The sequence below is a fragment of the Nocardia sp. NPDC059764 genome (assembly GCF_042732555.1).
Taxonomy (GTDB): Bacteria; Actinomycetota; Actinomycetes; order Mycobacteriales; family Mycobacteriaceae; genus Nocardia.
This window is the reverse complement of sequence record NZ_JBHWHH010000148.1, coordinates 1-17,713: the sequence shown is the minus strand read 5'-3', so window position 1 is coordinate 17,713 and position 17,713 is coordinate 1. Positions and strand designations below refer to the sequence as shown.

7 protein-coding genes are annotated in these 17,713 nt (G+C 67.1%); 3 read left to right on the top strand and 4 right to left on the bottom strand.

What is annotated here, in order from left to right; translation table 11 throughout:
* Window positions 1–37 precede the first annotated feature (37 nt).
* Entirely contained in the window at window positions 38–10,108 is a 10,071-nt protein-coding gene (locus ACFV4K_RS26805; protein WP_379278616.1) for an SDR family NAD(P)-dependent oxidoreductase, read from the top strand.
* Window positions 10,109–10,188: 80 nt separating this feature from the next.
* Here ACFV4K_RS26805 and ACFV4K_RS26800 read toward each other — a convergent pair whose 3' ends face one another.
* The 4 genes from ACFV4K_RS26800 to ACFV4K_RS26785 all read right to left on the bottom strand — a co-directional run bounded on the left by ACFV4K_RS26800 (window position 10,189) and on the right by ACFV4K_RS26785 (window position 14,612).
* Complete coding sequence (locus ACFV4K_RS26800; protein ID WP_379278615.1) at window positions 10,189–11,571, bottom strand: cytochrome P450; 1,383 nt, start codon at window positions 11,569–11,571, stop codon at window positions 10,189–10,191.
* 225 nt (window positions 11,572–11,796) lie between these two features.
* Window positions 11,797–12,861: a 4-hydroxy-2-oxovalerate aldolase gene (gene dmpG, locus ACFV4K_RS26795; RefSeq protein WP_379278614.1), complete on the bottom strand. Its 1,065-nt coding sequence runs from the start codon at window positions 12,859–12,861 to the stop codon at window positions 11,797–11,799.
* A gap of 12 nt (window positions 12,862–12,873) precedes the next feature.
* Window positions 12,874–13,782 carry an acetaldehyde dehydrogenase (acetylating) gene (locus ACFV4K_RS26790; protein WP_213558314.1) on the bottom strand — a complete coding sequence of 303 codons (909 nt, stop codon included), beginning with the start codon at window positions 13,780–13,782 and terminating at the stop codon, window positions 12,874–12,876.
* A gap of 44 nt (window positions 13,783–13,826) precedes the next feature.
* Window positions 13,827–14,612, bottom strand: a complete 786-nt coding sequence (locus ACFV4K_RS26785; RefSeq protein WP_379278613.1) for a 2-keto-4-pentenoate hydratase — start codon at window positions 14,610–14,612, stop codon at window positions 13,827–13,829.
* 143 nt (window positions 14,613–14,755) lie between these two features.
* Here ACFV4K_RS26785 and kstD point away from each other — a divergent pair, with 143 nt between their 5' ends.
* Both kstD and ACFV4K_RS26775 read left to right on the top strand, forming a co-directional pair.
* Window positions 14,756–16,471 (top strand): 3-oxosteroid 1-dehydrogenase, encoded by a 1,716-nt coding sequence (gene kstD, locus ACFV4K_RS26780; RefSeq protein ID WP_379278612.1) that lies wholly within the window; start codon window positions 14,756–14,758, stop codon window positions 16,469–16,471.
* A 345-nt stretch (window positions 16,472–16,816) separates the two neighbouring features.
* Window positions 16,817–17,677 (top strand): MaoC/PaaZ C-terminal domain-containing protein, encoded by an 861-nt coding sequence (locus ACFV4K_RS26775; RefSeq protein WP_379278611.1) that lies wholly within the window; start codon window positions 16,817–16,819, stop codon window positions 17,675–17,677.
* Window positions 17,678–17,713: the final 36 nt, after the last annotated feature.

Sequence of the window (17,713 nt, the reverse complement as noted above, 5' to 3'; positions counted from 1 at the left end):
TGTGGTGTCGGGGGCCGCACGCGGACATGGCAAGACGGTGTTGGTGTTTCCGGGTCAGGGTGCGCAGTGGCTGGGGATGGGGCGGGAGTTGCTGGCTTGGTCGCCGGTGTTCGCGCAGCAGATGGCCGAGTGTGATCGGGTGTTTTCCACGTTGGTGGACTGGTCGCTGTTGGATGTGCTGGCTACCGATGGTGCGGGGTGGCTCGAGCAGGTCGAGATTGTGCAGCCGGTGTTGTTCGCGGTGATGGTGTCGTTGGCGGCGTTGTGGCGTTCGGTTGGTGTGGAACCCGATGCGGTGGTGGGTCATTCACAAGGCGAGATCGCCGCGGCCCACGTGGCGGGTGTGTTGTCGCTCGAGGATGCGGCCCGGGTCGTGATCGAGCGATCGGCGGCCTTGCGGGTGTTGGCGGGTCGGGGCGCGATGGTGTCGGTGTTCGCGTCTCGGGATCGGGTCGAGGAGTTGCTCGACGGCTTCGACGGGCTGGCGGTGGCGGTGGTCAACGGCCCCGGGTCGACGGTGGTATCCGGTGATGTCGGGCAAATGGAGTTGCTGCTGAGCGAGTGTGAGCGTCGTGGTATCCGGGCCCGGCGGGTGGCGGTGGATTACGCCTCGCATTCTCCCCAGGTCGAACAGCTTCGCGAGCAGTTGCTCGGCGCGCTCACCGAAATCCGTCCGCGCTCACAAGGTTCTACGAGCCCGACGGGGATGGTGTTCTATTCGACTGTCACCGGCACGGTCCTGGATCCTGCCGGGTTGGACGCGGACTACTGGTTCCGCAACCTTCGGGAGACGGTGCGTTTCGAGCAGGCCGTGCGGACATTGCACGGCGATGGATACAGCGTGTTCGTCGAGGCGAGCCCGCATCCCTTGCTGACCGTCGACATCGAACAGATCTGTGCGGCAGTCGATCCCGGCAACCATGACCCGGTGATCGTGGGTTCGTTGCTGCGCGGCGAGGATTGCGCGGTCGCGTTCACACGCTCGATGGCCCGGTTGGAGGTGTCGGGTGTCGATGTGGCATGGGATGCGCTGTTTCAGGCTCGTGGTCGTCGAATCGACCTGCCCACGTACGCGTTCCAGCGTCGCCGCTTCTGGTTGAACCCGACCGGGACCGGTGACGCGGCTTCGCTGGGATTGGCTGGTGCCGAGCACCCGCTGCTGGGTGCGGTGATGGTGCCCGCGGACACAGGTGCGGTGGTACTGACGGGTCGACTGTCGTTGGCCTCGCAGCCGTGGCTTTCCGATCACGCGGTCGGTGGAACGGTATTGCTCCCCGGCACCGGGTTCGTGGAGTTGGCCATGCGGGCGGGCGAAGAGATCGGGTGTCCGGTCCTGCGGGACCTGACCCTGACGACGCCGTTGGTGTTGACTGCTGAGACCGCGGTGCAGATCCAGGTCGTGGTCGACGGACCCGACGGACAGGGGCCGGGCGGGCGACGGGTGACGGTGTATTCCCGTGACGCCGATGACCTCCAGGCCGGGTGGGTTACCCATGCTGCGGGGGTGCTCGATCGGCAGAACGCCGATGTCGCTGGTTCGGTTGCCGCCGGCGCGGTATCGGAGAGCTTGGCGGTGTGGCCGCCTGCGGGCGCGGTGCGCGTGGGCGTGGAGAACCTCTACGGCAGGCTCGGCGATCTCGGATACGACTACGGTCCGGCATTCCAGGGCTTGCGGTCGCTGTGGCGTCGTGGTGCGGAGTTGTTCGTCGAGGCCGCACTACCGGATTCGGTGAGTGATGCGTCGGGGTTCGGGCTGCATCCGGCGCTGTTGGATTCGGTGCTGCATGCCACGGTGATGGCCACGGTGGCAACCGATTCCGGTGCCGGTGTCGAGGTGGTGTTGCCGTTCGCGTGGTCGGAGATAGCCCTGCACGCGGTCGGCGCGTCGTCGGTGCGGGCCCGGATCTCACCGAGCGGAGCTGGTGCGCTCGCTATCGAGGTCGCCGACCTTTCCGGACGTCCGGTGTTGACGGCCGGGTCGTTGACTTCGCGGCCGGTGTCGCCGGGGCTGTTGGGCACGTCCCTGTCACGTGAGCGGCTGTGCGTGGTGCAATGGACCCCCATCCAGACCTATGCCCCGACATCGGTATTCGAGTCGCGGGTGTTCACCACGGTTGCGGACTTGCTGTCCTGGACCCGGGACGATACTGCGTCGGTGCCGCCGGTGGTGGTGCTGGACCAGCGCGAGATGGACGCCTCCGAGGACGTACTGCGGCGGGTGCATCGGGCGACCGGTGAGGTGCTGGCCGGGTTGCGGGCCTGGCTGGGTGAGTCGCGGTTCGCCGCGGGCACATTGGTGGTCTTGACCAGTGGGGCGGTTGCGCGTGCCGGTGAGCAGGTCGCTGATCTGGCCGGTGCCGCGGTGTGGGGTCTGGTGCGTTCGGCACAAACGGAGGATCCGGGCAGGATCGTGCTTGTGGACACCGATCTCCCAGACCGTGCTTCCGCGGGCATCGCGTCCGGGATCGCCACCGCCGCGACGGCAGTGGACTTGGCCGGGGTGTTGGCGTGTGGTGAACCTCAGGTCATGATCCGTTCCGGGGTGTTGCATTCCGCTCGATTGGTCCGGCTCCCGGTGCAGGAGACCGGTGTGGATTCGGGTGTGGTGTCGGCGGGCACAGTGGTGATCACCGGTGGCACCGGTGGGTTGGGGTCGCTGTTGGCGCGGCATCTGGTGACCGACTATGGGGTGCGGTCGTTGGTGTTGGCCAGTCGGCGCGGCCCGGCGGCGCCGGGTGCGGCGGAGTTGGTCACCGAGTTGACCGGGTTGGGTGCCCGGGTGCGGATCGTGGCGTGTGATGTGTCGGTTCGCGATGAGGTTGTGGGGTTGTTGGGCGCGGTTCCTCAGGACGCTCCGTTGACCGGTGTGGTGCATGCCGCGGGTGTGCTCGATGACGGTGTCGTGGTGTCGTTGCGCCCCGAACAAGTGGATGCGGTGTTGGCGGCGAAGGCGGATGCGGCGTGGCATCTGCACGAGTTGACTCGTGATCTGGATCTTCGGTTGTTCGTGTTGTTTTCCTCGGTCGCGGGTGTGTTGGGCACTGCGGGGCAGGGCAACTATGCGGCCGCGAACGCGTTCCTCGACGGGTTGGCCGAGCATCGCCGTCGCGACGGTCGGACCGCGATGTCGATCGCGTGGGGGCTGTGGGCTTCCGGGACCGGGATGACCGGCCACCTCGGCACGGCCGACACCACGCGTCTGGGCCGGGGTGGAGTGCTGGCGATGTCGGACGAGCAGGGTTTGGCGTTGTTCGATGCCGCTGTGGCACAGGCTCATTCGGGTGTGGTTGCTGCGCGCATGGACATGACCTCGTTGGCCGCCGGTGCGCGCGCGGGCACGCTGGCTCCGCTGCTCGAAGGCTTGTTGCCAGGGGGCCGCCGCGCGCCCGGTCTGGTGGCGGGTCTGCGGCAGCGATTCGCGGGACTGACCGGTGCCGATCGAAAGGCGTTGGTGCTGGGCGCTGTTCGTGGTGAGGTTGCGGCTGTGCTGGGTCACGATGGTGGTGCGGCCGTAGCCGCTGACCGTAGTTTCCGGGATCTGGGTTTCGATTCGCTGACCGCGGTCGAGGTGCGCAATCGGTTGAACGCGGTCACCGGGTTGCGGTTGCCGGTGACCCTGGTTTTCGATTATCCGACGCCCGACAGCGTCGCCACGCACATCCTCACTCAACTCGGCGATAACGCGGATACCGCGGATTCGGCGATGGTGCCGGTTTCGGGGCTGGCGTCGCTGTCGGAGCCGGTGGCGATTGTGGGTGTGGGGTGTCGTTTCCCGGGCGGGGTGTCTTCCGCGGAGGAGTTGTGGCGGTTGGTGATCGACGGTCGCGACGTGATCTCGACGTTCCCGACCGATCGTGGTTGGGAAGGGGTGTTCGATCCCGCGCCGGGTGTCGCGGGTAAGTCGTACACGAACCAAGGCGGATTCCTATACGACGCAGCGGAGTTCGACGCGGAGTTCTTCGGGATCAGTCCGCGCGAGGCGATCGCGATCGATCCGCAGCAGCGGATCTTGCTGGAAACCGTGTGGGAGGCGCTCGAGCACGCCGGGATCCGGCCGGAGACATTGCGGGGCAGCGATACCGGTGTGTTCGTCGGTGCGATGTATCACGATTATCCGCAGACCGAGTCTGCTGGTGCTGTCTTGTCGGGTCGGGTGTCGTATGCGCTGGGGCTGGAAGGGCCTGCGGTATCCGTGGATACGGCGTGTTCGTCGAGTTTGGTGGCGTTGCATCAGGCGGTGGCGGCATTGCGGATGGGGGACTGTTCACTGGCATTGGCGGGTGGGGTGACGGTGATGTCGACACCCGCGACGTTTGTGGAGTTCTCCCGGCAGCGGGCGCTCGCGGTCGACGGCCGGGCCAAACCGTTCGCCGACGCGGCCGACGGGACCGCGTTCGGTGAGGGCTCGGGTGTCCTTGTGCTGGAACGGTTGTCCGATGCCCAGCGCAACGGGCATCAGGTGCTGGCGGTGGTGCGGGGCAGCGCCGTCAATCAGGATGGCGCGTCCAATGGTTTCAGTGCGCCGAATGGGCCTTCGCAGCAGCGGGTGATCCGGCGGGCGTTGGCCAATGCCGGGTTGTCGGCGGCCGAGGTCGACGTCGTCGAAGCGCACGGCACGGGGACCAGGTTGGGTGATCCGATCGAGGCGCAGGCGCTGCTGGCGACTTATGGTCAGCGTGAAACTGATTCGGAACCGGTTCGGTTGGGTTCGATCAAATCGAATATCGGGCACACGCAGGCGGCTGCCGGGGTGGCCGGTGTGATCAAGATGGTGCAGGCCCTGCGCCACGGGGTGCTGCCCAGAACCCTGCACGTGGACGCGCCGTCCTCGCACGTGGATTGGACCGCGGGACACGTCGAGCTGCTGAGCCGGGCACAGGACTGGCCGGAGGCGGAGCGTCCACGGCGAGCGGCGGTGTCGGCGTTCGGTGTCAGTGGCACCAATGCCCACGTCATCCTCGAGCAAGCTCCGGTGAGCGAGCTGGTACCGCAACCCCGGACACCGATCGATGAATCGGTGCCGCTGGTGTGGGTGGTGTCGTCGCGGACCCGGGATGGGTTGGCAGGGCAGGCATCTCGGTTGTCGACCTATCTGGGGCAGCGCCCGGACGTGGACGCGGTGGACGTGGCCGCGACATTGTCGGGCCGTTCGCGGTTCGAGCATCGAGCGGTGATCGTGGGCAGGGATCGGGCGCAGCTGCTGGGCGGGCTCGACACGGTCGCACGCGGGCTACCCGCCGGTGCCGACGGTGCCGGTGCGGTGGTGGCGGGGGTCGCCGGCAGACCCGGTAAGACGGTGCTGATCTTCCCGGGTCAGGGCGCGCAGTGGCTGGGGATGGGCCGGGAATTGCTGGCGTCCTCGCCGGTGTTCGCGCAGACGATGACCGAGTGCGATCGGGTGTTCTCCACGCTGGTGGACTGGTCGCTGCTCGAGGTGCTCGCTTCCGACGATGCGGGGTGGCTCGAGCAGGTCGAGATCGTGCAGCCGGTGTTGTTCGCGATGATGGTGTCGCTGGCACGGCTGTGGCGTTCGGTCGGCGTGGAACCCGATGCGGTGGTAGGCCATTCGCAGGGTGAGATCGCCGCTGCTCATGTGGCTGGTGTGTTGTCGCTCGAGGATGCGGCCCGGATCGTGATCCTGCGATCGGCGGCGTTGACGGCGCTGGCCGGCCAGGGCGCGATGGTGTCGGTGTTCGCGCCCCGGGATCGGGTCGAGGATCTGCTCGGCGGGTTCGACGGGTTGGCGGTGGCTGTGGTCAACGGCCCGGGATCGACGGTGGTATCCGGTGCGACCGAGGCGTTGGAGTTGCTGCTGAGCGAGTGCGAGCGTCGTGGTATCCGGGCCCGGCGGGTGGCGGTGGATTATGCCTCGCATTCTCCCCAGGTCGAACAACTCCGCGAGCAGCTGCTCGGCGCGCTCGCTGAAATCCGTCCGCGCTCACAAGGTTCCACGAGCCGGACAGGGGTGGTGTTCTATTCGGCTGTCACCGGCACGATCCTGGACCCCGCCGAACTCGATGCACAGTACTGGTTCCGCAATCTCCGGCAGACGGTGCTTTTCGAGCAGGCCGTGCAGGCATTGCGGCGGGATGGATACACCGTGTTCGTCGAGGCGAGCCCGCACCCGCTACTGGCCGTCGATATCGAACAGATCTGTGCGGCAGTCGATCCCGACACCCATGACCCGGTGATCGTGGGTTCGCTGCAGCGCGACCAGGACAGTGCTCTCGCTTTCACCCGCTCGGTGGCCCGCTTGGAAGTGGCGGGTGTCGATGTGGCGTGGGACGCGCTGCACCAGGGGCGTGGTCGTCGAATCGAGTTGCCCGCGTACGCGTTCCAGCGTCGCCGCTATTGGTTGACCTGGACCGGGCCTGCTGACGTGGCGTCGCTGGGGTTGGCCGGGGCCGGGCATCCGTTGCTGGGTGCGGTCATGGTGTCCGCGGACTCCGGTGCGGTGATGTTGACGGGCCGGTTGTCGTTGGCGTCGCAGCCGTGGCTGGCCGATCACGCGGTCGGCGGGGTGGTGTTGTTCCCCGGCACCGGGTTCGTGGAGTTGGCTCTGCGGGCGGGGACGGAAGCCGGATGCCCGGTGTTGCGGGACCTGACGCTGATGACCCCGTTGGTGTTGACCGCCGAGACCGCGGTGCAAATCCAGGTCGTGGTCGACGGACCCGGCGGGCAGGAGCAGGGAGTGCGGCGCGTGGCGGTGCATTCCCGTGACGCCGATGACCCGCAGGCGGGGTGGGTCACGCATACCGAGGGGATTGTCGAGCAGCGGGACGCTGATGCCGCGAATTCCGTTGCCGCCGGTGCGGTGTCGGAGGAGCTGGCGGTGTGGCCGCCGCGTGGCGCGGTGGCTGAGGCGACCGACGATCTGTATCCGGTGTTGGCTGATCTCGGCTATGACTACGGTCCGGCATTCCAGGGTTTGCGGTCGTTGTGGCGTCGTGGTGAGGAGTTGTTCGTCGAGGCCGCATTGCCGGATTCGGTGAGTGATGGGTTGGGGTTCGGGCTGCATCCGGCGCTGTTGGATTCGGTGCTGCATGCCGCGGTGATGGCCGGTGCCGGTGACGAGGTGATGTTGCCGTTCGCGTGGTCGGAGGTGTCGCTGCACGCGGTCGGCGCGTCGGTGGTGCGGGCCCGCGTCGCGCCGACCGATTCCGGTACCGGCGCGTTGGCGATCGAGGTCGCCGACCCTGCCGGGCGCCTGGTGCTGACGGCCGGGTCGTTGACCTCGCGGCCGGTGTCGCTGGGACAGCTGGGCGCGTCGAGCACGCGGGAGCGGTTGTGCGTGGTGCAGTGGACACCGGCGGAGACTCCGATGCCAGGTGCGGGGTCGGAGCCGGAGTCTCGGGTGTTCACCACGATCGAGGAATTCGTGACGTGGACGCGCGACGAGACCGCATCGGTGCCGCAAGTTGTAGTGCTGGACCGGCGCGAGATCGACGACACCGCTACGGATGTGCCGTGGCAGGTGCATCGGGCGACCGGTGAAGTGCTGGCCGGGTTGCAGGCCTGGCTGGCTGAGTCGCGATTCGCCGCCGGCACATTGGTGGTTTTGACCAGTGGTGCGGTCGCGCGTGCCGGTGAGCGGATCGCTGATCTCGCCGGGGCCGCGGTGTGGGGTCTGGTGCGTTCGGCACAGTCGGAGGACCCTGGCCGGATCCTGCTCGTCGACACCGATACTGCCGCAGCAGCAGTGGACTTGGCCGGGGTGTTGGCCTGCGGTGAACCTCAAACCATGATCCGTTCCGGGGTGTTGCATTCCGCTCGACTGGTCCGGCTTACCGATTCGCCGGGTCTGGTTGTGCCGGAATCGATGTCGTGGCGCCTCGAAGCCAGTAACGACACCATCGACGGGCTCGAGCTGAACCGATGCGGTGCCGCTGATCAACCTCTGGCGCCGGGGCAGGTCCGTATCGCGGTGCGGGCCGGTGGCCTGAACTTCCGAGACATTCTCATCTGCCTGGGTGAGGTGGCCTCGAAGAACACCCTGATGGGCATGGAAGCGGCGGGCGTCGTCGTCGAGGTCGGCCCGGGGGTGGACGGCTTCGCACCCGGCGACCGGGTGATGGGGCTGATCGAAGGCGGTCTGGGTCCATTCGAGGTGACGGATCAGAGACTGATCATCCACATGCCCGAGGGGTGGTCGTTCATCGAGGCGGCCACCGTTCCGATCGTCTTCCTGACCGCCTATTACGGACTTCGCGATCTGGGTCACGTCCGGCCGGGCGAGACTTTGCTGGTGCATGCGGCTGCCGGCGGGGTGGGCATGGCGGCAACCCAGCTGGCCCGGCACTGGGGAATCGAGGTGTACGGGACCGCGAGCCAGGGCAAGTGGGACACCTTGCGTTCCCTGGGGTACGACGAGCAGCACATCGGGGATTCCCGGTCGCTTCACTTCGGAGAACAGTTCATGGCGGCCACCGGTGGCCGCGGTGTGGACGTCGTTCTGGACTCGCTGGCAGGGGAATTCGTCGATACGTCGCTGCGGCTGCTACCGCGCGGCGGTCGTTTCCTGGAGATGGGCAAGACCGACATCCGTGACAGCGGAGAGATCGCCGCTCGTTATCCGGGCGTGCGCTATCGTGCGTTCGATCTGGTGCATGCCGGGCCGGATCGGATCGCGGAGATGCTGGTCGATCTCAAAGCGATGTTCGACAGCGAAGTGATCACTCCGCTGCCCGTCACGACCTTCGATATTCGGCGTGCGCGCGACGCGTTCCGCTACTTCAGTCAGGCGCGCCACATCGGCAAGATCGTCCTCACCCTCCCGACGGGTCCGGGTGGTGTGGATTCCGGTGTGGCGTCGGCGGTTTCGGCGGGCACGGTGCTGGTGACCGGTGGCACGGGAGGGTTGGGAGCGATGCTCGCCCGGCACCTGGTGGCCGAGTACGGGGTGCGGTCACTCGTGCTGGCCGCCCGGCGCGGTCCGGCCGCGCCGGGAGCGGCTGAGCTGGTCACGGAACTGTCCGAGCTGGGCGCGCGGGTGCGGGTGCTGGCCTGTGATGTGTCCGATCGGGCGGCGGTGGTGCGGTTGCTGGCCGCGGTTCCCGAGGACGCGCCGCTGACCGGTGTGGTGCACACGGCCGGTGTGCTCGACGACGGTGTGGTGGTGTCGTTGCGCCCCGAACAGGTGGATGCGGTGCTGGCGGCCAAGGCGGATGCGGCGTGGCATCTGCACGAGTTGACCCGCGAGCTGGATCTCCCGCTGTTCGTGTTGTACTCCTCGGTCGCCGGTGTGCTGGGCGCTGCCGGGCAGGGCAACTACGCGGCCGCGAACGCGTTCCTCGACGGGTTGGCCGAGTATCGCCGCGGTGACGGTCGCGCGGCGGTGTCGATCGCGTGGGGCCTGTGGGCCGAGGGCACCGGGATGACCGGACACCTCGGCGACACCGACACCACACGGCTGGGCCGCGTCGGGATGGCGGCGATGTCGGACGAGCAGGGCTTGGCGTTGTTCGACGCCGCTGTGGCGGAACACCGTTCGAGTGTGGTCGCTGCCCGCGTGGACATGGCCGCACTGGTCACCGGCGCGCGTGTCGGGACCCTCGCCCCGATGCTGGAGGGCTTGCTCCCGGAGGTACGCCGGGCCGCCGAAGTCGCGGTGGATCTGCGGCAGCGGTTGACGGGACTGCCGGACGCCGACCGAAAGACCCTGGTACTGGCCACTGTTCGCAGCCATGCCGCGGCCGTGCTGGGTCATGCTAGCGATGTGGTGATCGAGGCCGACCGCAATTTCCGGGATCTGGGCTTCGACTCGCTGACCGCCGTCGAGGCGCGCAATCGATTGAACGCCGCCACCGGTCTGCGGTTGCCCGCGACCCTGGTCTTCGACTACCCGACACCCGATGCGGTCACCGCGTACATCCTCGCCCAACTCACCGACACCGATACCTCGGACTCCTTGTCGCGCCTGGAGAAAGAGGTCATGGATATGGTCGACGGCAACCGGATGACCGATGAGTTCTACTCGAGGCTGGTGAACCTGACACGAATCGCCGGCCGGGCGAACGAAGACCCGGAGGCGTCCCCCTCGGCGGACATCATGGCCATGAGTGACGAAAACCTGATGGACCTGCTGGAAGACGAATTCGGCATCTCGTAGAAACGATGCTGGGCCGCAACCGAATGCGATTGCGGCCCAGCATCGAGAGGGTCGGTAAGGCGTTGGCGGCCGACTTCTCCTCAGCGGTCGGCTCGGGGTACGACCTTCAGTTGATACGGCTCGGGGCGCAGCGTCCCGCGTTCCCGCATGGCCAGTGGTGTGCCGTCGGTGCTCAATTCGAAGGCGGACAGAATGCGGGCGATCAGCAGCGTGGCCTCGTGCAGCGCGAACTGGCGGCCGATGCAGCTGCGGGGTCCGGTGCCCCACGGTTCGAAGAACCGGTCGGGATGGCTGCGCAAACGGTCGGGTTCGAAGCGATACGGATCGAAGGTGTCGGCGTCAGCACCCCAGACGTCTTTGTCGCGGTGTGCGGCGAGCGCGATGACGAAAACCATGTCACCGGCCGGGATTCGATACCCGCCGAGATCCTGCTCGGTCCGGGCTCTCCGGAAGTAACCCGGTGCCGGCGGCCACAATCTCAGACCCTCATGGAGAACATGCCGGATCAGGCGCATCCCGGTCACTGCCTTGTAATCGAACCCGCCGCGTTCCGAAACCTCCGTGCGGATCTGTTCTTGAAGCTCTTGGTCGGCTGCGATGTAGTGCAGTACCGACTCGAGCAGTGCGGCTGTGGTTTCGTATCCGCCCGCCATGAAGGTCAGCACTTGCTCGCGGACGTTGTCCAGCGGCAACCGGTGGCCGGTTTCCGGGTCGGTGGCCGTGAGCATGAGGTTGAGCAGATCCTCGTCACCGGTCGGATGAGCTTGTCGTTCAGCGATGATTCTGTCGGAGAAGCGATGGAGCGCCGCGCTGTTGCGGCGCACCCTGGCTGCGAGTAGCCGTCGTCGGATCGGGCCGACGACAGGCAATGCCAATCCGGCGTCCGACGCCATGCGCAGCAGGTCCGAGAGAGCATCGATGAACGCGTGCGAATCGGCACTGTCGGGAGCATCGTGGAAAAGCCCCAGATCCCTGGAGAACCCGGCACGCCCGATGACTTCCCCCGCTGCGCGCGTCATGGCCGAATGCGTGTCGATCACGCCGTCACCGGCGGACCACTCCGCGACGAGATCATCGGCGACCGACTGCATCGCCTGGTGATAGCTGCGCATTGCCTTCTGCGCGAAGGCCGGAGTGAAGATGCGGCGCGCCTGGCCCCACAGCGGATTGTCGCTATCCACCACGAACAGACTGTCCGGCATGAACCGTTGGAACTCCAGCACCGGCCCGTACAGTGCACGCTCCCAATGCTGTTCATCCGAGCACTGGGCCGCGAGGCGAGCGCCTGTCACATAGGTGAAGTGCAGGCCGAGCGCTCGCCGCTCGAAAATGGGACCGAGCGATGCGGCCAGGGCCATTTCGTTCTGAATGGGACGATAGCGGTCGACATGGGTGACATCGCCCAAGAGGGGCACCCGTCCCGGGGGATGCGGGAGGTCTCGGCGAACCGGGGCCGGTGTCATGCGCTCAGGCAGTCGTCGCGGGATTCGATAATCGTCATGGTTTCGCCACCCTCCCCAATGGTCGACTTCTCAACGGAACGGTATCTGCAACACGTTCCACTGTCCAACGGTCTCGGTCGTGCTGGGTCGCGAGAGCGATGGACAGGCTCGAGGTGAGTGCGGCATCTCGTAGGAAACGACACTGGGCCGCACCCGAGTTCGGTTGCGGCCCAGCGGAGAGATGGGTCAGGCGTTGGCGGCCGACTTCTCCTTTTCGCGCTGGAGTTCCAGGGCGATGTCGATGAGCTGGTCTTCCTGGCCACCCACCAGCTTGCGCTGGCCGGCGCGGACGAGCATCTCGGCCGCGGAGACGCCGTAGCGTTCGGCCTGGCGCTCGGCGTGACGCAGGAACGACGAGTAGACGCCCGCGTAGCCCATCATGAGGGCCTGGCGGTCGAGGAGGCACTCGCTCGGCATGGCCGGGCGGACGACGTCCTCGGCGGCGTCGGTGATGGCGAAGAAGTCGACACCAGTCTTGATGCCGAGCTTGTCGCAGACGCCGATGAAGGCCTCGACGGGCAGGTTGCCCGCGCCCGCGCCGAAACGGCGTGCGCTGCCGTCGATCTGGGTGGCGCCCGCGCGCACGGCGTACACCGAGTTCGCGACCGCGAGGCCCAGGTTCTCGTGGCCGTGGAAGCCGACCTGCGCGTCATCGCCGAGCTCGGCGACCAGGGCGGAGACGCGGTCGGAGACCTGCTCCAGCACCAGCGCGCCGGCGGAGTCGACGACGTAGATGCACTGGCAGCCGGCGTCGGCCATGATGCGGGCCTGCTTGGCGAGGTTCTCCGGGGTGGTGGAGTGCGCCATCATCAGGAAGCCGACGGTCTCGAGGCCGAGGTCGCGCGCCATGTTGAAGTGCTGGATCGAGACGTCGGCCTCGGTGCAGTGGGTGGCGATGCGGCAGATGCTCGCGCCATTGTCCTGCGAGATCTTGATGTCTTCCTTGACGCCGACGCCCGGCAGCATGAGGAAGGCGATCTTGGCCTGCTTGGCGGTCTCGGCCGCGACCTTGATCAGTTCCTGCTCAGGGGTTTTCGAGAAACCGTAGTTGAACGAGGAGCCGCCGAGGCCGTCACCGTGGGTGACCTCGATGACCGGCACGCCGGAGTTGTCGAGGGCGGCGACGATGTCGCGGACCTCTTCGACGACGAACTGGTGGCGCTTGTGGTGCGAGCCGTCACGCAGCGAGGTGTCGGTGACCCGGACGTCCAGATCAGCGGAGAACGGCTTCAGAATGTTCGAATTGCTCACTGTCGGTACTCCTTACACCCGAGCCGAGATGATCTGGTCGGCCAGCACATTGCCCACCTGGGTGGCGGCCGCGGTCATGATGTCGAGGTTGCCCGAGTACGGCGGCAGGAAGTCGCCCGCGCCCTCGACCTCGACGAAGATCGACACCTTCGCCATGCCACCGGACACCAGCGACGGCTCGTCGAACTGCGGCTCGTTGAGCAGGCGGTAGCCGGGCACGTACTCCTGGATGGCCTTCTCCATGCGGTGCACCGACTCGGTGATCGCGTCGCGGTCGGCATCCTCGGGGATCGAGCAGAAGATGGTGTCGCGCATGATCATCGGCGGCTCGGCCGGGTTCAGGATGATGATGGCCTTGCCGCGCTTGGCGCCACCGATGTTCATGACACCCGCGGACGTGGTCTTGGTGAACTCGTCGATATTGGCGCGGGTACCCGGACCGGCGGACACCGAGGACACCGACGCCACGATCTCGGCGTAGTCGACCGGCACGACGCGGGACACCGCGTGCACCATCGGAATCGTCGCCTGGCCACCGCAGGTGATCATGTTGACGTTCATCTCGTCACGCAGGGTGTCGAGGTTGACCGGCGGGATGACGGCGGGGCCGACGGCGGCCGGGGTGAGGTCGATGGCACGGATGCCGGCCTCGGCGTACTTCGGGGCGTAGGCGCGGTGCACGTACGCGGAGGTCGCCTCGAACAGCAGGTCCGGCTTCTCCGGCAGCGCCAGCAGCCAGTCCGCGCCCTCCGCGGAGGTCTCCAGGCCCAGACCACGGGCGCGCTTGAGGCCCTCGGAATCGGGGTCGATGCCGATCATCCAGCGCGGCTCGATCTTGTCCGACCGCAGCAGCTTGTACAGCAGGTCGGTGCTGATGTTGCCGGACCCGACGATCGCGGCGGTGACTTTGCTTGCAGTCACGGCTTTCTCCTACTCGGTGAGGTCTGTGTCAGTCGGGGCGGCGCTTACGCGAAACCCAGGTGGACGGAACCGAGTCCGGCGAACTCGGCGATGAACTCGTCGCCCGGACGGGCGTCGATGGCACGGGTGCAGGAGCCGGGCAGCACGATGTCGCCCGCCTTCAACCGCACGCCGAACGAGGCGACCTTGCGGGCCAGCCACGCCACGGCGATGGTGGGGTCGCCGAGCACGGCGTCGGAACGGCCCTCGGCGATGACCTCGCCATTGCGGGTCAGCACGGCGTCGATGGCCTTGATGTCCAGCAGTTCCGGCGCGACGCGGGCCTGGCCGAGCACGTAGCCGGCCGAGGAGGCGTTGTCGGCGATGGTGTCGCAGAGGCCGATCTTCCACTCCTTGATGCGGGTGTCGATCAGCTCGATGGAGGGCGCGTAGGCGACGGTGGCCTTGCGGACGTCCTCCTCGGTGCAGTCCTCGCCGGGCAGGTCGGCGCCCAGGATGAACCCGACCTCGACCTCGACGCGGGGGTACAGGTACTTGGAGGTGTCGACCGGAACGTCTTCGAAGACTTCCATTTCCGCGAGCAGGTGCCCGTAGTCGGGCTCGTCGACGCCCATCATCTGCTGCATGGCCAGCGAGGACAGGCCGACCTTGTGGCCCACCACCTTCGCGCCCGCGGCGAACCGCTGCCGCATGTTGATCAGCTGGATCTCGTACGCGTCGACCACGTCGATCTCGGGGTGCCGCGCGACCAGCGGGTCGATCGGGGTGCGATCCCGTTCGGCCGCGGCGAGTTCGTCAGCCAGTTCCTTGCGAAGCGCGTCGGTCAGCACGCTGTGTTCCTTCCATCGGGGGTACCGGCCGGTGGCCCTACGGTAACGAGACTAGAAATTGAAACGAGTTTTTGTGAAGAACATCGCTTCAGCAGTCCCATCTGCCAGACCAACATAGACCAAACCAGGATTGATTCTATAACGTGTTCTACATGACTGATCGGGATTACGACGTGGTGGTGGTCGGCAGCGGTGCCGCCGGTATGTCCGCCGCCCTCACCGCTGCGCACCACGGTCTGCGCACGGTGCTCATCGAAAAAGCCGCTCATTACGGCGGTTCTACCGCGCGTTCGGGCGGTGGCGTCTGGATTCCCGGAAACAAGGTGCTCAAGGCCGCCGGCAAGGGCGACGACCTGGACGAGGCGCGGACCTACCTCTACAGCATCATCGGTGACGTGGTGCCCAAGGAGAAGATCGACACCTACATCGATCGCGGCGCCGAGGCCTTCGACTACGTCCTGGACCACTCCGCGCTGAAGATGACCTGGGTGCCGGGCTACTCCGACTACTACCCGGAGGCACCGGGCGGCAAGGCGGACGGCCGCTCCTGCGAGCCCAAGCCCTTCAACCTGAAGGTACTGGGCGCAGAGCGCTTCAATCTGGAGCCGCCCTACAGCAAGGCGCCGCTGAACGTGGTCGTCATGCAGGCCGACTACAAGAAGCTCAACCTGATCCGCCGCCACCCGAGCGGCATCCTGCGCGTGCTGCGCGTCGGCACCCGCTGGGCGTGGGGCAAGGCCACCGGCAAGGCGCTGGTCGGCATGGGCCAGGCGATCATCGCGGGTCTGCGCAAGGGCCTGCTGGACGCGAACGTGCCGGTGCTGCTGAACACCCCGTTGACCGGCCTGGTCATCGAGAACGGCGTGGTCACCGGCGTCGAGGCCACCGAGAACGGCGAGACCGTGCGGTTCAACGCCAAGTACGGCGTGATCCTGGGCAGCGGCGGCTTCGAGCGCAACGCCGACATGCGGCACAAGTACCAGCGTGAGCCCATCACCGCCGAGTGGACCACCGGCGCCGAGGCCAACACCGGCGACGGCATCCGCGCGGGCATCGAAGCGGGCGGCGCGATCGACTTCATGGACGACTCGTGGTGGGGTCCGACCACCTTCCGCGGCGAAGGCAAGCCCTGGTTCTGCCTCGCCGAGCGAAACCTGCCCGGATCCATCATGATCAACACGCAAGGTCAGCGATTCGGTAATGAGTCCGCTCCTTACGTCGAGGCTGTGCACACCATGTACGGCGGCGAATACGGGCAGGGTGAGGGGCCGGGCGAGAACGTGCCGTGCTGGCTTGTGTTCGATCAGCGCTACCGGTCTCGCTACATCTTCGCCGGATTGCAGCCTGGCCAGCCGATTCCGTCCCGCTGGATGGAAAACGACCTCATTGTCAAGGCCTCTTCGGTAGAAGCTCTCGCGGAGAAGATCGGCGTCCCCGCCGACAACCTGGCCGCCACCATCGAGCGCTTCAACGGCTTCGCCGAGACCGGCAAGGATCTCGACTACAAGCGCGGCGACTCCGCCTACGACCGCTACTACGGCGACGAGACCATCAAGCCGAACCCGTGCCTCAACAAGCTCGAGGTCGGCCCGTTCTACGCGGTCAAGATGGTCCCCGGCGATCTGGGCACCAAGGGTGGTCTGGTCACCGACAACGACGCCCGCGTGCTGCGCGAGGACGGCACCGTGATCGACGGCCTCTACGCCGCCGGCAACACCTCGTCGCCGGTCATGGGCCACACCTACGCCGGTCCCGGCGCGACCATCGGACCCGCGATCACCTTCGGCTACCTGGCCGCCCTCGATATCGCCGCCAAGGCGAAGAACGGCGCGCCGGTGACGGCCGACAAGGCGTCCTGAACCGTCCCAACCCGGTTCAGGATCGGGTTGGGCGCGAGTCGGGTCACGTCGAGTCCGCGCCCAACCCACCCACACATCCCGTCGTACCGCTCTATCCCGGCGGGGTGTGTGACGACAACTGAAGAACCCGGATCCGCCATCGCGAACGCTCTTTCCGATGGCGGGTCCGGCGTATATCCCGAGCATCAGGAGCCGTGCGCGGCGACGCGCTACCCGGTCAGCGGGCGCAAGCTTGCGGACTCGGCGGCCGCGTTGAACCATCGGACCCAACGAACGGGGCTCGCGGGTTCGGCACTAAACGTCAACTCGGACCCGAGTGGGGTCGCGATCACGAGGAGAACTTTCATGCCCATCGACTTGAGTGTCGCGCTCGGCGCGCAGATCCCGGCGCGCGATTTCAGCTGGTCGGCCAGCGACGTGCAGACCTACAACCTGGCGCTGGGCGCGGGCAACCGCTGGACCGACCCGGCCGAGCTGCGCTACCTCGACGACCGGGACCCGGCCGTGCTGCCGTCCTTCGGCACCGTCGCGCCCTCGTTCCACGAGACCGAGGCGCCGAAGGTCAAGTTCGACGGCATCGACATCGACCTGGCGAAGGTCGTGCACGGCAGCCAGGAGATCATCGTGCACCGCCCGATCCCGGCGTCGGGCAAGGGCACCATCGCGGGCAAGATCAGCGAGATCTGGGACAAGGGCTCCAACGCCGTCATCTGGCGTGAGGACACCGCGGTCGGCTCTGACGGCGAACCGCTGTGGACCTCCCGCTCCTCCATCTTCGCGAAGGGCGAGGGCGGCTTCGGCGGCGACCGCGGCCCGTCCGCCAAGACCGAACTCCCGGACCGCGCACCGGATTTCGAGGTGCTCACCCCCACCCTGCCGCAGCAGGCCCTGCTCTACCGCATGTGCGGTGACCGCAACCCGCTGCACTCGGACCCCGAGTTCGCCCGCAACGCCGGCTTCCCGAACCCCATCCTGCACGGCCTGTGCACCTACGGCCTGGTCCTCAAGACCGCCACGGACACCGCCCTGGCCTCGGATGTCTCCCGCGTCAAGGGTTTCCGCGCCCGCTTCGCCGGCGTCATGTACCCCGGCGAGACCCTGCGCTCCCGCATCTGGCAGCAGGACGGCGAGCTCGTCATCGCGGTGACGGTCGTCGAGCGTGACGACGCCCCCGTCCTCGCCGACGTGGTCCTCACCCACTCCTGACCCTGGTCTCCACGGGGCCGCAACCGACTCCGGTTG